The sequence below is a fragment of the Streptomyces sp. NPDC031132 genome (assembly GCF_055570595.1).
The window spans coordinates 69163-87597 of record NZ_JBVIGX010000009.1; the positions used below are offsets into that span (position 1 = coordinate 69163).

The 18435-nt window shown below is 70.3% G+C and carries 18 protein-coding genes; 10 read left to right on the forward strand and 8 right to left on the reverse strand.

Annotated elements, in window-relative coordinates; all coding sequences use genetic code 11:
* The first annotated feature begins 412 nt into the window (after positions 1-412).
* Both dnaB and ACZ49B_RS15825 read left to right on the forward strand, forming a co-directional pair.
* Positions 413-1876: a replicative DNA helicase gene (gene dnaB / locus ACZ49B_RS15820; RefSeq protein WP_468306142.1), complete on the forward strand. Its 1464-nt coding sequence runs from the start codon at positions 413-415 to the stop codon at positions 1874-1876.
* Positions 1877-1885: 9 nt separating this feature from the next.
* On the forward strand, positions 1886-3271 hold the full coding sequence (locus ACZ49B_RS15825) for a serine hydrolase domain-containing protein (RefSeq protein WP_468305701.1): 1386 nt from the start codon (positions 1886-1888) through the stop codon (positions 3269-3271).
* A gap of 17 nt (positions 3272-3288) precedes the next feature.
* Here the strand turns inward: ACZ49B_RS15825 and ACZ49B_RS15830 are convergent, their stop codons facing one another.
* The 3 genes from ACZ49B_RS15830 to ACZ49B_RS15840 are packed head-to-tail and all read right to left on the reverse strand — an operon-like array spanning position 3289 to position 5887.
* Complete coding sequence (locus tag ACZ49B_RS15830; RefSeq protein ID WP_468305704.1) at positions 3289-4464, reverse strand: winged helix DNA-binding domain-containing protein; 1176 nt, start codon at positions 4462-4464, stop codon at positions 3289-3291.
* Between the two features lie 53 nt (positions 4465-4517).
* Positions 4518-4979 carry a GNAT family N-acetyltransferase gene (locus ACZ49B_RS15835; protein ID WP_468305706.1) on the reverse strand — a complete coding sequence of 154 codons (462 nt, stop codon included), beginning with the start codon at positions 4977-4979 and terminating at the stop codon, positions 4518-4520.
* A 14-nt stretch (positions 4980-4993) separates the two neighbouring features.
* A complete protein-coding gene (locus ACZ49B_RS15840; protein ID WP_468305709.1) occupies positions 4994-5887 on the reverse strand; it encodes a GNAT family N-acetyltransferase in 894 nt (297 codons plus the stop codon).
* A 204-nt stretch (positions 5888-6091) separates the two neighbouring features.
* On the opposite strand from ACZ49B_RS15840, the gene ACZ49B_RS15845 reads away from it, so the two are divergent.
* Both ACZ49B_RS15845 and ACZ49B_RS15850 read left to right on the forward strand, forming a co-directional pair.
* Positions 6092-6742, forward strand: coding sequence for an HAD family hydrolase (locus tag ACZ49B_RS15845; RefSeq protein ID WP_468305712.1), 651 nt, complete (start codon positions 6092-6094; stop codon positions 6740-6742).
* Complete coding sequence (locus ACZ49B_RS15850; protein ID WP_468306145.1) at positions 6736-8067, forward strand: globin domain-containing protein; 1332 nt, start codon at positions 6736-6738, stop codon at positions 8065-8067. The genes ACZ49B_RS15845 and ACZ49B_RS15850 overlap by 7 nt, the downstream gene beginning before the upstream one ends.
* A 30-nt stretch (positions 8068-8097) precedes the next feature.
* Here the strand turns inward: ACZ49B_RS15850 and ACZ49B_RS15855 are convergent, their stop codons facing one another.
* The 4 genes from ACZ49B_RS15855 to ACZ49B_RS15870 all read right to left on the reverse strand — a co-directional run bounded on the left by ACZ49B_RS15855 (position 8098) and on the right by ACZ49B_RS15870 (position 11417).
* A complete protein-coding gene (locus tag ACZ49B_RS15855; RefSeq protein WP_468305715.1) occupies positions 8098-8577 on the reverse strand; it encodes an NUDIX domain-containing protein in 480 nt (159 codons plus the stop codon).
* Between the two features lie 74 nt (positions 8578-8651).
* Positions 8652-9557 carry a LysR family transcriptional regulator gene (locus ACZ49B_RS15860; protein WP_468305717.1) on the reverse strand — a complete coding sequence of 302 codons (906 nt, stop codon included), beginning with the start codon at positions 9555-9557 and terminating at the stop codon, positions 8652-8654.
* A gap of 178 nt (positions 9558-9735) precedes the next feature.
* Complete coding sequence (locus tag ACZ49B_RS15865; RefSeq protein ID WP_468305720.1) at positions 9736-10926, reverse strand: cystathionine gamma-lyase; 1191 nt, start codon at positions 10924-10926, stop codon at positions 9736-9738.
* 110 nt (positions 10927-11036) lie between these two features.
* Positions 11037-11417: a phage holin family protein gene (locus ACZ49B_RS15870; RefSeq protein WP_468305723.1), complete on the reverse strand. Its 381-nt coding sequence runs from the start codon at positions 11415-11417 to the stop codon at positions 11037-11039.
* Positions 11418-11506: 89 nt separating this feature from the next.
* On the opposite strand from ACZ49B_RS15870, the gene ACZ49B_RS15875 reads away from it, so the two are divergent.
* The 4 genes from ACZ49B_RS15875 to ACZ49B_RS15890 all read left to right on the forward strand — a co-directional run bounded on the left by ACZ49B_RS15875 (position 11507) and on the right by ACZ49B_RS15890 (position 13765).
* Positions 11507-11824 (forward strand): cupin domain-containing protein, encoded by a 318-nt coding sequence (locus ACZ49B_RS15875; protein WP_030153240.1) that lies wholly within the window; start codon positions 11507-11509, stop codon positions 11822-11824.
* Between the two features lie 144 nt (positions 11825-11968).
* Positions 11969-12196, forward strand: coding sequence for a DUF5326 family protein (locus ACZ49B_RS15880; protein ID WP_468305726.1), 228 nt, complete (start codon positions 11969-11971; stop codon positions 12194-12196).
* Positions 12197-12480: 284 nt separating this feature from the next.
* Complete coding sequence (locus ACZ49B_RS15885; protein ID WP_468306147.1) at positions 12481-13218, forward strand: IclR family transcriptional regulator; 738 nt, start codon at positions 12481-12483, stop codon at positions 13216-13218.
* A gap of 97 nt (positions 13219-13315) precedes the next feature.
* A complete protein-coding gene (locus ACZ49B_RS15890) occupies positions 13316-13765 on the forward strand; it encodes an SsgA family sporulation/cell division regulator (RefSeq protein ID WP_266627630.1) in 450 nt (149 codons plus the stop codon).
* A gap of 50 nt (positions 13766-13815) precedes the next feature.
* Here ACZ49B_RS15890 and ACZ49B_RS15895 read toward each other — a convergent pair whose 3' ends face one another.
* Positions 13816-15228, reverse strand: coding sequence for a YibE/F family protein (locus tag ACZ49B_RS15895; RefSeq protein WP_468305729.1), 1413 nt, complete (start codon positions 15226-15228; stop codon positions 13816-13818).
* Between the two features lie 212 nt (positions 15229-15440).
* On the opposite strand from ACZ49B_RS15895, the gene thiC reads away from it, so the two are divergent.
* Together thiC and ACZ49B_RS15905 are read left to right on the forward strand one after the other, a co-directional pair.
* Positions 15441-17228, forward strand: coding sequence for a phosphomethylpyrimidine synthase ThiC (gene thiC / locus ACZ49B_RS15900; protein WP_468305730.1), 1788 nt, complete (start codon positions 15441-15443; stop codon positions 17226-17228).
* 120 nt (positions 17229-17348) lie between these two features.
* On the forward strand, positions 17349-18401 hold the full coding sequence (locus ACZ49B_RS15905) for an aldo/keto reductase (protein ID WP_468306150.1): 1053 nt from the start codon (positions 17349-17351) through the stop codon (positions 18399-18401).
* Positions 18402-18435: the final 34 nt, after the last annotated feature.

Here is an 18435-nt window from a genome sequence, read left to right on the forward strand (position 1 = left end):
TTTTGGATCCTTACCTGTGAGTTGACTCGCGTCCTCCCGGCACCCCGTTGGAGGCGATCTCGGGAACCTGGCTAAGAAATTTCTCCCCCACAGCCCGTGGAGGAAGAACATGCAGGTCAGATCGGGTGCGTGGGCAGGGCAGGTGATTTTGTCCACAGCACCGTCCCCCGGTCCGTACACAGCTTCCGGCGACTTACCCACAGCATTGGGTCGGTCATCCACATCTCATCCACACAGCCTGTGGATAACAAGATTGGCTGACGTCGCTCCCGGCCCTACCGTTGTGCGTTGCCCGACTCGCCGACTGCGGATTCGGGTGCCCCAAATGTCAGAGCCGTGCCCTAGAAAGAGTGGCACGGCGAGGTCCGCGTTGCGGACGGGAGGAGGCGGCCCGGTGAGTATGCCCGAGCCCATGGACGACCCCTGGGCCGACAGCGGTCCAGGTGACCGTCTGCCCCCCCGTCCGCGCCGTAACAGCGACAGCCGCGGCCGCGGGGACGAACAGCACGAGCGGGGCCGCGAGGGCGGCTCCTGGGAGGGCGGTGGCGGCGGCTTCGAGCGCGTCCCGCCGCAGGACCTCGACGCCGAGCAGTCGGTGCTCGGCGGGATGCTGCTGTCCAAGGACGCGATCGCGGACGTGGTCGAGGTCATCAAGGGCCACGACTTCTACCGGCCCTCGCACGAGACGATCTACCAGGCGATCCTCGACCTGTACGCCAAGGGCGAGCCGGCCGACCCGATCACGGTCGGCGCCGAGCTGACCCGCCGCGGCGAGATCAGCAAGGTCGGCGGGGCCTCGTACCTGCACACCCTCGTCCAGTCGGTTCCGACCGCGGCCAACGCCGAGTACTACGCGGAGATCGTCCACGAGCGGGCCGTCCTGCGCCGCCTCGTCGCCGCCGGTACGAAGATCACGCAGATGGGATACGCGGCCGACGGGGACGTCGACGAGATCGTCAACAGCGCCCAGGCCGAGATCTACGCCGTCACCGAGCAGCGGACCTCCGAGGACTACCTGCCGCTCGGCGACATCATGGAGGGTGCGCTCGACGAGATCGAGGCCATCGGCTCGCGCAGCGGCCAGATGTCGGGCGTCCCGACCGGGTTCACGGACCTCGACTCGCTGACCAACGGCCTGCACCCGGGCCAGATGATCGTCATCGCGGCCCGTCCCGCCATGGGTAAGTCCACCCTCGCGCTGGACTTCGCCCGTGCCTGTTCCATCAAGAGCAACCTGCCGAGCGTGATCTTCTCCCTCGAAATGGGGCGCAACGAGATCGCGATGCGCCTCCTGTCGGCGGAGGCCCGGGTGGCCCTGCACCACATGCGCTCGGGCACCATGACGGACGACGACTGGACCCGGCTGGCCCGCCGGATGCCCGACGTGTCCGCCGCCCCGCTCTACATCGACGACTCCCCGAACCTGTCGATGATGGAGATCCGGGCGAAGTGCCGACGCCTCAAGCAGCGCAACGACCTCTCGCTCGTCGTCATCGACTACCTCCAGCTGATGCAGTCGGGTGGCTCGCGCCGTCCCGAGAGCCGCCAGCAGGAGGTCTCGGACATGTCCCGAAACCTCAAGCTGCTGGCCAAGGAGCTCGAGGTGCCGGTGATCGCGCTGTCGCAGCTGAACCGTGGTCCCGAGCAGCGCACCGACAAGAAGCCGATGGTTTCCGACCTGCGTGAGTCGGGCTCGATCGAGCAGGACGCCGACATGGTGATCCTGCTGCACCGCGAGGACGCGTACGAGAAGGAGTCGCCCCGCGCGGGCGAGGCGGACCTGATCGTGGCCAAGCACCGTAACGGCCCCACGGCGACGATCACGGTCGCCTTCCAGGGCCATTATTCGCGGTTCGTGGACATGGCCAACACGTAGCATCCGATCATGGATGCCGTATCTGAAGACCTTGATCTGCTCCCTGCCACCCGGCGTGCGCTAAGGCACCGGATCGCCGTCGCGCAGAGCGAGGGACGGGCGCCGTCGGTGGTGGCGGCCGTGGCCCGCGGCGGCGAGGTGGTCTGGGAGGGCTCCCGGACCTCCGTCGAGGGGCACGGGCCCGACGGGAACGTGCAGTACCGGATCGGGTCGATCAGCAAGACCTTCACCGCTGTTCTGGTGATGCGGCTGCGCGACGAGGGCCTGCTGCAGCTCGACGACGCGCTGGAGAAGCACCTGCCGGGAACGGGCGCCGGCGAGGTGACCATCGCCCAACTGCTGGCTCACACCGGCGGGTTGGCGGCGGAGACGCCGGGTGAGTGGTGGGAGCGCTCGCCCGCGGCCCTGCGCCCCGGGCTTGCCGACGTGCTGGGCGAGGAGCCGTTCCGCTTCCAGCCCGGCCGGCGGCACCACTACTCCAACCCGGGCTACACGCTGCTGGGTTCGCTCGTGGAAGCCGTGCGCGGGAAGCCGTGGGAAGAGGTGCTCCGGGCCGAGGTCCTCGAGCCGCTGGCTCTGGACCGTACGACGGCGCAGCCGCAGGCTCCGCACGCGGGAGGCTGGGCCGTGCACCCGTGGGCCGACGTGATGATGCCCGAGCCGCTGGAAGATCTGGGGCTGATGGCCGCGGCCGGACAACTCTGGTCCACGACGTGCGACTTGGCGCGGTTCGCGGTGTTCCTCGCCCGTGGCGACGAACGGGTGTTGAGCGCGGAGACCGTACGGGAGATGCGGACGCCCTCCTCTCCGCCGGAGCCTGGTTTCGCCGAGCTCGGCTACGGGCTCGGCATGCAGCTGACGAACAGCGGCGGGCGCAGCCTGGCCGGCCACAGCGGCTCGCTCCCGGGGTTCGTCGCGGGGCTGTGGCTGAGCGAGGCGGACGACGTGGCGGCCGTGGTGCTGGCGAACTGCACGTCGGGGCTGCCCGCCGCGACGGTGGCCGCTGACCTGGTGGCGATCGTCGCGGACGCGGAGCCGCGGTTCCCGCAGCCCTGGCGGCCGTTCCGGGAGGCCGATCCGGTCGCCCTGGAGCTGTGCGGCCCCTGGTACTGGGGTACATCGGCGCAGGTGCTGAGGCTGAAGGCGGACGGGCTGCTGGAGCTCGCCCCGGTGGGTGCGATGGGCCGGTCGGCCCGGTTCCGGGCCGAGCCCGACGGCAGTTGGACCGGACTCTCCGGCTACTACGCGGGGGAGACGCTGCGGGCGGTCCGGCGCGCGGACGGTTCGGTCAGCCACCTCGACCTGGGTTCGTTCGTGTTCACGAGGGAGCCGTACGACGCCCAGGCACCGGTGCCCGGCGGGGTGGACCCGCAGGGCTGGCGGGGCATCGGCTGAGCGCTTCGGCGGGCGGATCAGGCGACGAGTTCGCGCTCCAGCGGGGTGCGGAAGCGCGGAGTGACCCGGGCGTCGCCCACCCACCGGCCGAGGCGGTCCGCCTCGGCCGTGATCGCCTCCTCGGCGGCGCGGCCGGGGTCGGTCAGCAGCCGCCAGACGATCTCGCCGTCCGCACGCTGGGCCCAGCCTCCGACGATCTCGCCGTTCCACCAGACCGTGGGGCCGATGTTGCCGGCGTAGTCGAAGAGGGCGGGCCGGTGGGCGGGCTCGAGCTGGAAGCCCCGGTCGGCCCAGCCCATGGCGCTGGGGTCGAGTCCGGGCAGCAGTGCGGCCCAGGGCTCCGGGGCGGGCTCGGGCGCGGTGTCGCCGGGGCTGACGAGGGCGGTGCTGCCGTCGTCGAGGCGGACCTGGTCGGGGCCGACGACGGCGAGGGCCTTGCGGACGTCGGTGAGGGTCCAGCCCGTCCACCACTTGAGGTCCGCCTCGGTGGCCGGACCATAGGCGTACAGCCAGCGGCGGGCGATCTCGGCGCGGGCCTCGGCTGCGGGGACGGCGGGCCAGGGCTCCGTGTGCACCCAGCGGAACTGGCTCGAGGTCCAGGATCCGCGCGGCCGGTCACGGCGGATCCGGCCGTCGGCGGCCAGCAGCCGGATGACACGGGTGGCGACGCCGGTCTCGGTCTCGTACTTCTTGCCCCGGCCGATGGTGATCTTCTCGCGCAGTGCGGGCACGGCCGCCGAGAGCTGGCTGCCGGTGCAGGGGCCGCCGGTGTCGAGGGCGTCGAGCGCGGCGGCCTCGGCCCGGGCCAGCCAGGCGGCGTCGAGGCCCTGGCCGTCCTCTTCGAGGTGCTTCAGGAAGGCGCGGCGCTCCTTGGCGGCGATGCCCCGGGCGGTCGAGGCGTCCACGTACGGGGCGAGGTCGGTGGAGACGGCGAAGAGCGTATTGCGCATGCTGAGCAGCCGGACGAGGGAGACGTCCTCGTAGAACGCCTGCTCGACGGCGGCCGGGCCGCCTTCCGTGAGCCGTGCACGGGCGGAGAGGAACACGGTCGCGGCGTCGGTGGCGTGCAGCGCCACGACGGCGTCCGCAGCCTGGGCGACCGTGGCCGCATGCGCGGAGGGAGCCAGGCGGTGCCTGCGGCCGAGCCGGTGGCGACGCTCGGCGGTGGTGACGAGAGGGAGGCGGGGGCTCATCCTCCCGATCGTAGGCCGGGCCACCGACGCAGGCCCGGCCTTTGTACGGGCGATCAGAGGGAGAGCTTGAAGCCGACGTGGGACGCGGTGAACCCGAGCCGCTCGTAGAAGCGGTGGGCATCGGTACGGGTCACGTCCGAGGTGAGCTGGACGAGTTGGCAGTTCTCACTGCGGGCCTGCTCGACGGCCCATTGGACGAACCGGGTGCCCAGGCCGCTGCCGCGCTCGTCGGCGTGGACGCGGACCCCTTCGATGATGGCGCGGGTGGCGCCCTTGCGGGAGAGCCCGGGGACGATCGTGAGCTGGAGCGTGCCGACGACGCGGCCCTCGCGGACCGCTACGACCACGTGTTGGTGGGGGTCGCCGTCCAGGCGCTTGAACGCCTCGATGTACGGGGTGAGGTCGTCGGGGGACTCGCGGGCGGCGCCCAGGGGATCGTCCGCGAGCATGGCGACGATGGCGGGCAGGTCCTCCTCGGTGGCGGGGCGGATGGCCGGTTCGTCGGGGTCGGTCATGGAGACGTCCTTTCTCAGCCCGCTGCCACGGTGAGCGGGGCCCAGCGGCGGGTCCAGTCGCCGGGGAGGCCGGGGATGTCGCGGGTCATGACGGCGTTGAAGGCCACGGAGTCGAGACCGCGGTCCTTGAGCCAGGTGAGGAGCTCCTCGTGGCGTACGTCGATGTCGGTCCGCAGCGGCCGGTCGGTGGTGGCCGCGAGGGCGGTCACGAGTGCCTGGGCGCCGGCCGTGTCACGGGCGATCAGCGGGCCGATGACGTGGGTTTCCATGTTGGGCCAGATCGCGGCGTAGCCGACGAGTTCGCCCTGGCCGTCCTCCGCCACCAGCAGGCGGTCCGCGAAGGCGGGAAGCCGCGTGATCATGTGGGTCCGGTCGGTACCGAAGACCTCGGTGTCCAGGCGGACGATCCGCGGGATGTCCTCGCCGGTCGCCGGCCGGACCGCCGTGGAGCCCGGCCCAAGAGCTGGAGCCGCGGGGTCTTCGCGGAACGTGCCCCGGAGCATTTCCGCGCGGCCCGTGGTGTCGAAGCCGAGCTCCTCGTAGAGGGGGCGACCGTAGGGGGTGGCGTGCAGCGTGAGCGGGACGCCTTTGAGGAGGTCGTCGCAGATGTACGTCATCAGACGGCGGCCCAGGCCCTGGCGGGCATGGCGCTCGGCGACGAGGACCATGCCGATGGCGGCCAGTTCCGGGCCGGCGTGGGTGTGGCCGTACGAGGTGACGACGCAGGCGGCGGCGAGCCCCTGTCCGTCGGGAGCATCGATGCCGTAGCCGCTGCCCGCGGCGAGGAGCAGCCCCCACTTGTGGTCCTCGCGCGGCCATCCGCGGTCTTCGGACAGGTCGGCGCAGTGGCGGAGGTCGTCCACGGTCAGCGCACGGATCGGCAGGTCGGTGAGGTGTGGTGGTGTCACCGGCCCAGAGTGGATCATCGGACGGAGGGCGTCCAGAGGATTTGGGGCGCGTGTTTCACGTGAAACATCCCGATGACCCTGCCGGCCACCGCAGAAGGCGTCCCGGTGGAACCAGGCGATGTTTCACGTGAAACATCGCTGTTCCTGCCCCGACACCGGCCGGGAGGTGCCCTCGGTGAAATGAACGGGCTAGCCTCGTCTGCCATGACCCTCCTGCACCTTTTCGATCTCGACGGGACGCTGATGTACGGCTCGGCGGCGCCGGTCGAGATCTCCCGACAGCTCGGCCTGAGCGCGGAGATCGCCGCGCTGGAGCGATCGTTCGGCGCGCGGGAGATCGGGCCGCACGAATTCTCGGTGGCGGCACATGCGCTGTGGGCGGGCCTGACGCCCGCGCATGTCCGGGCGGCGTTCGACGGGGCTCCCTGGCTGGCGGGGATCCGCGAAGTGTGGCGGGAGATCAGGGAGCGCGGGGACTACTGCGCGGTGATCTCGCTGTCGCCGTCGTTCTTCGTGGAGCTGCTGCTGGAGTGGGGCGCGCATGCCGCACACGGCTCGGTGTTCCCGGAGGTGCCCTTCACTCGGCCCGTGGACGCTGCCGGGATCCTGACGCCCGCGGGCAAGGTCACGGTGGCGGACCGGCTCTGCGCGCAGTTCGGGGTGAGCCGGACCGACTGTGTCGCGTACGGGGATTCGTCGACCGACGCGGTGCTGTTCGAGGCCGTTTCGGTGTCGGTGGCGGTCAACGCGCAGTCGTACCTCACGGAGCGGGCGACGTACGCCTACGAGGGCCGGGACCTGCGAGAGGCGTATCAGCTGGTCGGGGTGGCCCGCCGGGAAGTCCAAGCATCTTAGGAGGAAAGCGGGTTCGAAACGCGGATTTTCCGCGTTTCCCCGCGAGTGGCTGGGGCGGCTGGCAGGCTTTGAGGCCCGGAACCACGGATTCGAAGGCCGTGGCGTGCTTACCGACCGAGATGTTCGAAGCGAGGCACCGCATGGACGCTCCGCCCACCAGATCGGCCAGACGGACGGCCCGGATACCGTCCGGGGGCGGTGCGGTCGAGCCCTCCCCCGACGCGGTGCTGATCCGCCGGACCCTCGAGGAAATCACACCGATCGCCGACAAGGTGACCTCGTACTTCTACGCCCTGGTGTTCACGGGGCACCCGGAGGTACGGGGCATGTTCCCGGCCGCCATGGACGCACAGCGCGACCGGCTCCTGAAGGCGCTGCTGACCGCCGCCGAGCACATCGACAACCCGGACGTGCTCGTGCCCTATCTGCGCCGACTGGGCACCGGTCACCGCAAGTACGGCACGGCCGCCGGGCATTATCCGGTGGTGGGCGAGGCCCTGATCGGAGCCCTGGCCCGGTACGCGGAGCACAGCTGGGGACCGGAGACGCAGGCCGCATGGGTGCGGGCCTACACCGCGATGTCCCAGATCATGATCGATGCGGCGGCGGAGGACGAGGTGAAGACCCCTGCGTGGTGGCACGCGGAGGTGGTCTCGCACGATCTGCGCACCCCGGACATCGCGGTGCTGACGGTCCGCCCCGACCAGCCCTACGCCTTCCTGGCGGGCCAGTACACGAGCCTGGAGACCCCGTGGTGGCCCCGGGTGTGGCGGCACTACTCGTTCGCCTCGGCTCCGCGCGCCGACGGACTGCTGTCCTTCCACGTCAAGGCCGTTCCGGCGGGCTGGGTCTCCAACGCGCTGGTACGGCACGCCCGGCCCGGCGACGTGCTGCGGCTCGGGCCGCCGGCCGGGTCGATGGTGGTGGACCACACCACCGACAACGGGATGCTGTGCCTGGGCGGTGGTACCGGCATAGCCCCGATCAAGGCGCTGATCGAGGACGTGGCGGAGCACGGTGAGCGCCGTCCGGTGGAGGTGTTCTTCGGGGCACGCAGCGACGGCGACCTGTACGACAAGGACACCCTGCTGGGGCTGCAGCGCTCGCATCCGTGGCTGTCGGTGCGCCCGGTCGTCTGCGAGGGCCTGGCGGGGCAGCTGCCCCAGGCGGTCGGTGAGCACGGGCCCTGGAGCTCGTACGACGCGTTCATCTCGGGGCCGCCCGCGATGATCCGCAGCGGTGTGGACGAGCTCAAGCGGATCGGGATCCCCGGGGACCGGATCCGCTTCGACGCGCTCGAGGAGCTGGTGGCCGCAGCCGGCTGAGACCCGGGCCGACCACGGCCCGGGCCGAGGTCAGCCCAGGTCGGGGGCGTGCATGGCCCGCACGCCCTCGATGTTGCCGTCGAGGTAGTGGCGCAGGGACAGCGGGACGAGATGGACGGCGGCGATGCCGACCCGGCTGAAGGGCACGCGCACGATCTCGTACTCGCCTGCGGGCTCGTCGACTTCGGGGCCGTGCCGCTGGCTCGGATCCATGGATTCGAGGTGGCAGACGAAGAAGTGCTGCACCTTCACTCCGGTCACTCCGCCGTCGGCGATGTGCTCGACGGTGTCGACGAAGCAAGGCACCACATCGGTGATCTTCGCGCCGAGTTCCTCGTGGATCTCTCGGTGGAGGGCGTCGACGACGGTGGCGTCCGAGGACTCCACTCCCCCGCCGGGGGTGACCCAGTACGGGTCGACGCCGGGCTTGGTGCGTTTGATGAGGATCAGGTCGTCACCGTCGAGCAGGATCGCGCGGGCGGTGCGTTTGACCACGGGACGTTCGGTCATGGGAGAAGAGTGGCCCAGACTGCGGTGTCTGAAACGCGTGTCGGCGAAACGCGCCGCACGCCGGAAGCGGAGGCTCACCAGTGCGCGGCGGCGCGCAGCAGCCGGTCGTGCGCACGGGCGAGGTGGGCGAGGGCGAGGCTGCCGGCCCGTACGACGAGGAACCAGGTGCGCAGCGGTGGTACGGGCGGCTCGAGCAGGGCGACGATCTGCCCGCGGTCGAGGGCGTCCTGGCACAGATACCGGGGCAGGACGGCGAGTCCGGCGCCGGCCCGGACGCATTCCAGTACGGCCCTGAGGTCGGGGGCGACGACGGTGGCGGCATCGGGCCGGGTCCCGGGGCGGGTCTCGAAGACCGCGGCCCAGTAGCGGGCGACGAGCGGCAGGGTCTCGTGGACCTCGACGAGCGGAATGCCGTCGAGGGCGGCGGGGCCGCTCTCGCGCAGCCGGTCCGGAACGACGAGGGCGGCCCAGTAGGGCGCGGCGACCAGGACGTGCTCCTCGTCGCACAGGGCGGTCGCGCTGAACAGCCCGCCGCGCGGCCTTGCGGTCGTCACGACGAGGTCGTGGTGCCCGGCGGCGAGCCCGTCGAGGGCCTCCTCCGCGCCGGTCTGCAGGACGGTGCGCAGGGTGTGACCCTGGCCGACGAGCGGTGCGAGGGCGGGCAGGACGCGCAGGCACAGGAATTCGGGGGGACCGGCGAGGTGCAGGGTGCGTAACGCACCGGCGGCCTCCCGCTCCGCCTCGGTGATCCGCAGCAGGGCGTCGAGGTGCGGAGCGGCCTTATGGGCGAGTTCGTCGCCGACGGCGGTGGGGGTGACCCCGCGGGCCCTGCGGTGGAACAGCGGTCGGCCCAGCTGGCGTTCGAGGGTGCGGATCTGGGAGGTGACGGCGGGCTGGGAGAGCCCGAGCAGCGCGGCGGCCCGGGTGAACGAGCCCGCCCGGTGCACGGCGACGAAGGTACGCAGCAGGGCCAGGTCCATGGAGGCCCCTCTCGGTGGGGGCCTTCAACTATAAATATGCCGATAGGCCCCTGTCGTTACCGTGATTGGACTCTGACGCTGGGTCAACTAGCCTTGAGCTCGTGGTTCTTCGCGCGCAGAACCCGGGCGGTCCGAGCCACTAGGGGGGAGGCTCGGACCGCTCCATGTCTGCCGCCGCTCAGGCGCCGGCGCGCGCGGCGTCGAGGGCGCGCAGCACGTCCGCGACCAGGTCCACGGTGTCCTCGGCGCCGGCGGACAGGCGGATGAACCCCTCCGGGACGGGGTCGCCGCCCCACCGTCCGCGCCGCTCCGCCGTGGACCGTACGCCGCCGAAGCTGGTGGCGTCCTCGACCAGGTGCAGGGCGGCCATGAAGCGCTCGGCGTGCGCGCGGTCGGGCAGGGTGAAGGAGACGACGGATCCGAAGCCCCGCATCTGCCGGACGGCCGTCTTGTGCGACGGGTCCGCCGCCAGCCCCGGGTAGCGCAGGCCGGTCACGTCCGTACGGTCGGCCAGCGCCTCCGCGACGGCCAGCGCGTTGGCCCACTGGCGCTCGGCGCGCAGCTGGATGGTGGCCAGGGAGCGGTGGGCGAGCCAGGCCTCCATCGGCCCCGGGATCGCACCGACGATCTTGCGCCAACGTCGGACGGCGGCAGCGAGCTCCGGGTCGCGGCAGACGACGTAGCCGAGCAGGAGGTCGCCGTGGCCGGTGAGGCCCTTGGTGCCGCTGGCGACCGAGAAGTCCGCGCCGAGTTCCAGGGGCCGCTGGCCGAGCGGGGTGGCGAGGGTGTTGTCGACGGCCACCAGGGTGCCGCCCGCGTGCGCGGCCTCGACCAGGCGCCGTACGTCGCACACGTCGAGCCCGGGGTTGGACGGGGTCTCGATCCACAGCAGCCTGGCCCCTTCGAGGACGGTGAGCTGCGCGTCGTCGCCGGTCGGGGCGGTGCGGACGTGGATCCCGTACGCCTCCAGCTGCTCGCGGACCAGCGGCAGCGCCTGGTAGCCGTCGTCGGGCAGGACGACGGTGTCCCCGGTGCGGGCCTGGGAGAGCAGGACGGCGGAGACCGCGGCCATGCCGGACGCGAAGACGATGGTGTCCACGCCGTCCTGGCCGGGGGCTTCGAGTTCCCCGATGGCGCGTTCCAGCAGGGTCCAGGTGGGGTTGGTGTCGCGGCCGTAGGTGTACGGGCCTTCCACGTCGCCGGGGAGGTGGAAGTGGGCGGCGAAGACGGGGCCGGGCAGGGGCGGTTCGTTCTTGACGGGCTCGGGCAGTCCGGCGCGCACGGCCCGGGTGCCCTCGCCGAGCCCGTCCGCCCGGGCGGCCCCGGCTCCGGCCGTTGCTGTTGCTGCCTGGTCGGCGTGGTCGTTCACGCGGTGTGCTCCTTCACTGCCTCGCGTACGGCGCCCAGCGGGCCCGTACTCGCCGCCTCGACGAGCTCCGGGCACAGCTCGAAACCGTCGGCGGTCCATGGGCTGTTCGTTCAGTTCTTGTCGGGCAGGGCCATGTTCACGGCCCAGGAGACGACGGAGATGATCAGGCCGCCGACGAGCGCGGTCCAGAAGTTGTCGACGTGGAAGCTGAGATCGAGCTGCGTGGCCAGCCAGGAGGTCAGCAGCAGCATCAGGGCGTTCACGACGAGGGTGAACAGTCCGAGGGTGAGCACGAACAGCGGCAACGAGAGCAACTTCACCACGGGCTTGACGATGATGTTGACCAGGCCGAAGACCAGTGCGACCAGGATCAGCGTCAGGGTCCTGCGGCCCAGGGAACTGTGGTCGTCGAGCGTGATGCCGGCGAGCAGCCAGATGGCGACGGCCAGGGCTGCGGCATTGGCGAGCGTCTTGACTACGAAATTCGTCATGTGTCTGATCGTGGCAGAGAAGATCCCGGTGGGACATCAGCAGATCAGCGGATGCCAGGGAACGCGAGAGAGCAAGGGGCACAACGAAGATGAAGGCCTTCCGGCTGGACGAGCTCGAGGCGGAGCGGCTCGCGAACGACGGCGCCTATCTGCAGTTCCTGCGCGAACGGAACATGTCGGTCGGGCTGTACGCGCTCGACGCCGGGCAGAGCGACCCGCAGCAGCCGCACCGCCAGGACGAGGTGTACTTCGTGGTGAGCGGCCGCGCCTCGATCACGGTCGGGGAGGAGACGACGACGGTGGCCCGCGGCAGCGTCGTCTACGTCCCGGCCGGGGTGGTGCACAAGTTCCACCACATCACCGAGGACCTGCGGGTACTTGTGGTGTTCTCCCCGCCGGAGGCATAGCCGGGGGCCTCGGACCGAGGGTCGGAACCCTGGTCCCCCTAGGGGGCGGATCAGGGGACTCCGGGGGCTCGCGGGCCCCCGGGGGCGTTCGCGGACTCCTAGCATCGAGAGCAGGAAGTCACGGCTCAGGAAGAGGTTGAGGACATGGACGGCATCCGAGAGACATTCGCAGGCATGCCCTGGTGGGTTAAGTGGGTCGCGATCCCGCTTCTGGTGCTCTTCGTCTTCGGCGGAGTCATCACCAGCATCCTCGGTGCCTTGATCGGGTTCGCCTTCAAGCTGCTGCTCTTCGCCGGCCTCGTCGGCGGCCTGGTCTTCCTCGTGAAGAAGTTCAGCGGCCGCGGTACGAAGTCCTCGTCCGGCGACTGGTAGGCCCCCGGGTCAAGCCCGGGGATTAACCCAGGCGGGGGAACGTGAGGTGGCATACCGCTCACACCGCGGGAATCGGCGGATAGGGTGGCAATCTGTGCCGTTCCCCTGGGTCGAAGGCCGGTAGAGCCGCTCTGACCTGCGGTTATCTCCAGTACCAGCCGGGCGCGACCTCCAGGAACCACGGCATGTGCGGGGGCGGCCCCCGCAGGGCGGGCCCTCCCAAGGCCCGCCGCCACGCCTGGGGGTGAGCTTTGTCTTCGGTTCACAATGCCGGTGTGCCAACGCTGATCGGTTCGGTGCAGCGAGCGTTGAGACTGCTCGAAGCAGTGGGCTCCCACAGCGAGGGAGCCCCGGCGAAGCAACTGGCGCGCGAGGCCGGGCTCCCGCTCCCCACCGCGTACCACCTCCTGCGCACCCTCACCCACGAGGGCTATCTGCGACGCGAGGGCGGAGTGTTCGTTCTCGGTGCCGCCGCAAGCCGGCTCGCGGGCGGCGGACTGCAGCAGAAACGTCGCAGCATGATCCTCGACTCCCTCGCGCACTTCCGTGACGCGGTCGGGGCCCCCGTCTACTTCGCGGTGTTCCGCGACGGTGAGATCGAACTCATGGGCGTTTCGGACACCCCGGCCAGCCCCGCCGTCGAGGAGTGGGCCGATTTCCGTGCGACCGGGCACGCGCACGCCATCGGGCAGTGCCTGCTGGCCCAGCTGGACGAGGAGACGCGCAAGGACTACTACGACCGGCATCCGGTCGAGGCCGTCACCCAATACACCGTCCGCGACCAGCGCGCCCTGGAGGGCCGGATCGGATCCCTCGGTCGCATGCAGCCGGTTACGGAGCGTCAGGAGTACGCGCTGGGCACGGTGTGTGCAGCCATCCCCATTACTGTCGGCGATACCGCCGCAACAATGGCGATTTCCCTCCCTTTGCACCAGGAGGAACGATTGCTGTATGTGGTTGATCGACTACGGAGTGAAGTAGGCGCGCTGTTGAGCACCCTCTCGTTCTCTATCAGTATCTGAAAACTCACTCCTTGTGATCTGCAAGCGCGTCCACCACCCTTGTCAAGAGGGCCCTGGGGGATCATTCCTGGCCACTTCCACTACAGCGGGGTAGTCAATGCGCGAGTCGGTACAGGCAGAGGTCATGATGAGCTTCCTCGTTTCCGAGGAGCTCTCGTTCCGGATCCCGGTGGAACTCCGGTACGACACCCGTGACCCCTACGCGGTGCGCCTGACGTTCCACCTTCCCGGAGACGCGCCCGTGACCTGGGCGTTCGGCCGGGAACTCCTCCTCGACGGCATCAACAAGCCGTGCGGTGACGGCGATGTGCACATCGCCCCCACCGACCCCGAGGAGCTGTCCGATGTCCACATCCGGCTCCAGGTCGGCTGCGACCGGGCCCTGTTCCGCGCCGGCGCCGCGCCGCTCGTGGCCTTTCTCGACCGCACCGATCGGCTCGTTCCGCTCGGTCAGGAGCGCAACCTCGGCGACTTCGAGGACAACCTCGACGAAGCGCTGGACAGGATCCTGGCCGAGTCGCGGCAGAACGAGCAGAACGCGGGCTGAACGGACCGCACGCGCCGAGCCGCCCCGGGCCCCCGAGCCCCCCGGGTCTCTCAGCGCTTGCGTCGCCGCCGTCCCCGGCCCCCGCGGACCGGCCCCGAGGCCGCCGCTCCGGCCGGGGATCCCGGCCGGTCGGCAGAAACCACCAGCGCGGCAAGAGCCGTTGTCACCGGCACCGAGGCCACCAGGCCGATCGACCCGACGAGTGTCCGTACGATCTCCTCCGCGACCAGCTCGCTGTTGGCCACCGAACCCATGCTGCTGTTCGCGATCGAGAACAGCAGCAGGAGCGGCAGCGCCGCGCCCGCGTAGGCCAGTACCAGGGTGTTGACCACCGATGCGATGTGGTCGCGGCCGATCCGGATGGCCGCGCGGTACAGGGAGCGGGGCCCCATCGACGAGTCCGCCTGGTGGAGTTCCCAGACCGCCGAGGTCTGGGTGACCGTCACATCGTCGAGCACACCGAGCGATCCGATGATCACGCCTGCAAGCAGCAGGCCGCTCATGTCGATGTCCGGGTAGAGCCCGTGGATCAGCCCGGTGTTGTCGTCGGTGTTGCCGCTCAGGAACGCCCAGTCGACGAACACCGAACCCAGCAGTCCGATCAGCAGCAGTGAGACGAGCGTGCCCAGGACGGCGACGGAGGTCCGGGCGCTCAGCCCGTGGCACATGTAGAGCGCGATGAGCATGATGGCGCTGGCGCCGATGACGGCAACGAGCAGCGGGTTCGACCCCTGCAGGATCGCCGGGAGGATGAAGAGCGTCAGCACGCCGAAGCTGACGACCAGCGCGACCAGCGCGAACACGCCGCGCATCCGGCCGACGACGACCACCGCCACCGCGAAGAGGCCGGCCAGCACCGCCAACGGCAGCTTGCGGTTCACGTCGATCACCGAGTACTGGAGATCCCGGGGCGCGTCCGGCGCGTACGCGACGACCACCTCCTGGCCGTTCTCCAACTGCCGTGGGGCGCCCGGCTGGACGATTTCGAAGAAGGTGCGTCCCTTGTCGGATCCGGTGGCGACCTCGATGGTGGCCTTCTTGCACTCTCCGGTCTGCGCGGCCTGGGCCTCGCGGCCCTCCGGGGTGGAGACGTTGCCGGTGGGCGGCACCTGCGAGGCGTTCACGGATTTGCAGTCGACCTGTTCGACCGCGACGACCCGGCCCTGCTGGGTCTGCCGGTCGAAGCCCACCCCGGAGCGCTCGTGGGCGGGGGCGCCGCCCGGCCAGAGCACCACCATGCCAACGAAGACGGCGACGGCGAAGGGGATCAGTACGGCCGCGATGACCTTGCGCAGGTGCTTCGAGACGGGCGCCGCCGGCCCGTGGCCGTGGGAATGACCATGGGAGTGCGCCTCGGACTGGCCGTGGGACGGGCCGTGGTCATGCCCGGGGCCCGTGTGTGCGTGGTCGGTGTGATCCGTGGGCTCGGTGGGCTTGGGGGGAGGCTGTGGCAAGGACGTCACCGGCCGATCATCGCAAGAGTTGAGGGGGCCCACTGTTCAGCACGCCACAGATGACGCTAGCGTGGGGGCACCTTTGCACAACGCGGGAGCTCGGAGCACCGGGCTGAGAGGGCGCTGATCACCGTACGCGCAGCACAAATGCGTACGGGAAGAGGCTGCGTCGACCGCCGAACCTGTTACCGGGTAATGCCGGCGTAGGGAGATCAGGTCTCATGACCATTCAGGACGCACGCACGCCTGCCGTCAGCCAGGACGCCGACGGCCAGACCGAGCGCCAGCCGGGCTGGCACAAGGGCTACGTGGCGGGCTCCCGCCCCGACATCCGGGTGCCGGTCCGCCAGGTCCACCTCACCAACGGCAAGGACGTGACGCTCTACGACACGTCCGGGCCGTACACCGACCCGCAGATCGAGACCGACGTACGGCGCGGCCTGCCGCCGCTGCGCGAGAACTGGATCATCGGCCGCGGCGACACCGAGGAGTACGCGGGCCGTCCCGTGCGCCCCGAGGACGACGGCATCAAGCACACCTCGCCGCGCGGTGGCCTCAAGAACCTCGACGCGGTCTTCCCGGGCCGCCCCCGCCAGCCCCGCCGCGGCCGTGGCGGGGCCGCCGTCACGCAGCTCGCTTACGCCCGCCGCGGTGAGATCACCCCGGAGATGGAGTACGTCGCGATCCGCGAGAACGTCTCCCCGGAGGTCGTCCGCGAGGAGATCGCCGCAGGTCGCGCCGTGCTTCCCGCGAACGTGAACCACCCGGAGATCGAGCCGATGATCATCGGCAAGCGGTTCCTGGTGAAGGTCAACGCCAACATCGGCAACTCTGCCGTCACCTCCTCCATCGAGGAGGAGGTCGACAAGATGACCTGGGCGACCAAGTGGGGCGCCGACACGGTCATGGACCTCTCGACCGGCCGCAACATCCACACCACCCGCGAGTGGGTGCTGCGCAACTCCCCCGTGCCGATCGGCACCGTGCCGCTCTACCAGGCGCTCGAGAAGGTCGACGGCCGCGCCGAGGACCTGACCTGGGAGATCTACAAGGACACGGTCATCGAGCAGGCCGAGCAGGGCGTCGACTACATGACGGTCCATGCCGGCGTGCTGCTGCCGTACGTGCCGCTGACCGCCCGCCGCAAGACCGGCATCGTCTCGCGCGGCGGCTCGATCATGGCCGCGTGGTGCCTGGCACACCACAAGGAGAACTTCCTCTACACGAACTTCGAAGAGCTCTGCGAGATCCTCGCGACGTACGACGTCACGTACTCGCTGGGTGACGGCCTGCGCCCCGGCTCCATCGCGGACGCCAACGACGCGGCGCAGTTCGCGGAGCTGAAGACGCTGGGCGAGCTGAACACGATCGCCAAGCGGCACAACGTGCAGACCATGATCGAGGGCCCGGGCCACGTCCCGATGCACAAGATCAAGGAGAACATCGACCTTCAGCAGGAGATCTGCGAGGAGGCGCCGTTCTACACGCTCGGCCCGCTGACCACGGACGTCGCCCCGGCGTACGACCACATCACCTCGGGCATCGGCGCTGCGATGATCGCCTGGTGGGGCACCGCGATGCTCTGCTACGTCACGCCGAAGGAGCACCTGGGCCTGCCCAACCGTGACGACGTGAAGACCGGCGTCATCACCTACAAGATCGCCGCCCATGCGGCGGACCTGGCCAAGGGCCACCCGGGCGCCCAGGAGTGGGACGACGCCCTGTCGGACGCGCGGTTCGAGTTCCGCTGGGAGGACCAGTTCAACCTGGCCCTCGACCCGGACACGGCCCGCGAGTTCCACGACGAGACGCTCCCGGCCGAGCCGGCCAAGACCGCGCACTTCTGCTCCATGTGCGGTCCGAAGTTCTGCTCGATGAAGATCTCCCAGGACATTCGCCGTGAGCACGGCGGAGACCTGAAGGCCGATGAGATCGAGGCGGGCATGGCGGAGAAGTCCGCCGAGTTCGCGGCGAGCGGCAACCGGGTGTACCTGCCGCTGGCGGACTGACCCGACCGCCGTGGTGGCGCTGCTCTGGGGAGGAGGAGGGGACTCCCCAGAGCAGCGTCCCCGGAACGGAATTGCTTGCGCTGGAGTGCACTCCAACTCCTACAGTGCGGCCCCATGACCATGAGATATCGCAGTCTGGGCGGGACCGGCATAGAGGTCAGCGCGCACTGCCTCGGCACGATGATGTTCGGATCGGTGGGGAACCCGGACCACGACGAGTGCGCCCGGATCATCCATGCCGCGCTCGATCAGGGCATCAACTTCGTCGACACCGCGGACATGTACTCCGCCGGGGAGTCCGAGGAGATCGTCGGCAAGGCGCTCAAGGGTCGCCGCGACGACGTCGTGCTCGCGACCAAGGTCCACTTTCAGATGGGGGAGGGACGCAACCGCAGCGGGAACTCGCGGCGGTGGATCGTGCAGGCCGTCGAAAACAGCCTGCGGCGGCTGGACACCGAGTGGATCGACCTCTACCAGGTGCACCGGCCCGACCACTCGACGGACGTAGAGGAGACCCTCTCGGTCCTCGGAGACCTGGTGCGGGCGGGCAAGATCCGTGCCTTCGGCTGCTCCACCTTCCCCGCCGAGGAGATCGTCGAGGCTCATCACGTCGCCGAGCGGCGGGCTCTCCCGCGGTTCCGGACGGAGCAACCTCCGTACTCGATCCTCGCGCGCGGGGTGGAGGCCTCGGTGCTGCCGGTCGCCCGGCGCTACGGGATGGGCGTACTGACCTGGAGTCCGCTCGCCTCCGGCTTCCTGACCGGCAAGTACCGGCTCGGCGGGCCCGTCGACATGAGCTCGGGGAGGGCGGCGCTGACTCCGGCGCGCTTCGACCCGGCGATCCCCGGCAACGTCGCGAAGCTGGAGGCCGTGGAACAGCTCCTCGAGCTCGCCGACGGCATCGGCTGCACGCTGCCCGAGCTGGCGGTCGCCTTCCCGGTCGCGCATCCCGCAGTCACCTCGGTGATCATCGGCCCGCGGACCATGGATCAGCTGAATTCGCTGGTCAAGGGTGCCGGACTGGTCCTCGACGACGCTGCCCTCGACCGGATCGACGAGATCGTGCCGCCGGGGACCAACCTCTACCACCCGGACGGCGTGTGGCGCCCGCCGGCTCTGACCGACTCCGCGGAGCGCCGGCGGGCCCCGGGGGACCGGTCGGCGGGCCAGTAGCCGTACAGCGCGATGTTTCACGTGAAACAGGGAC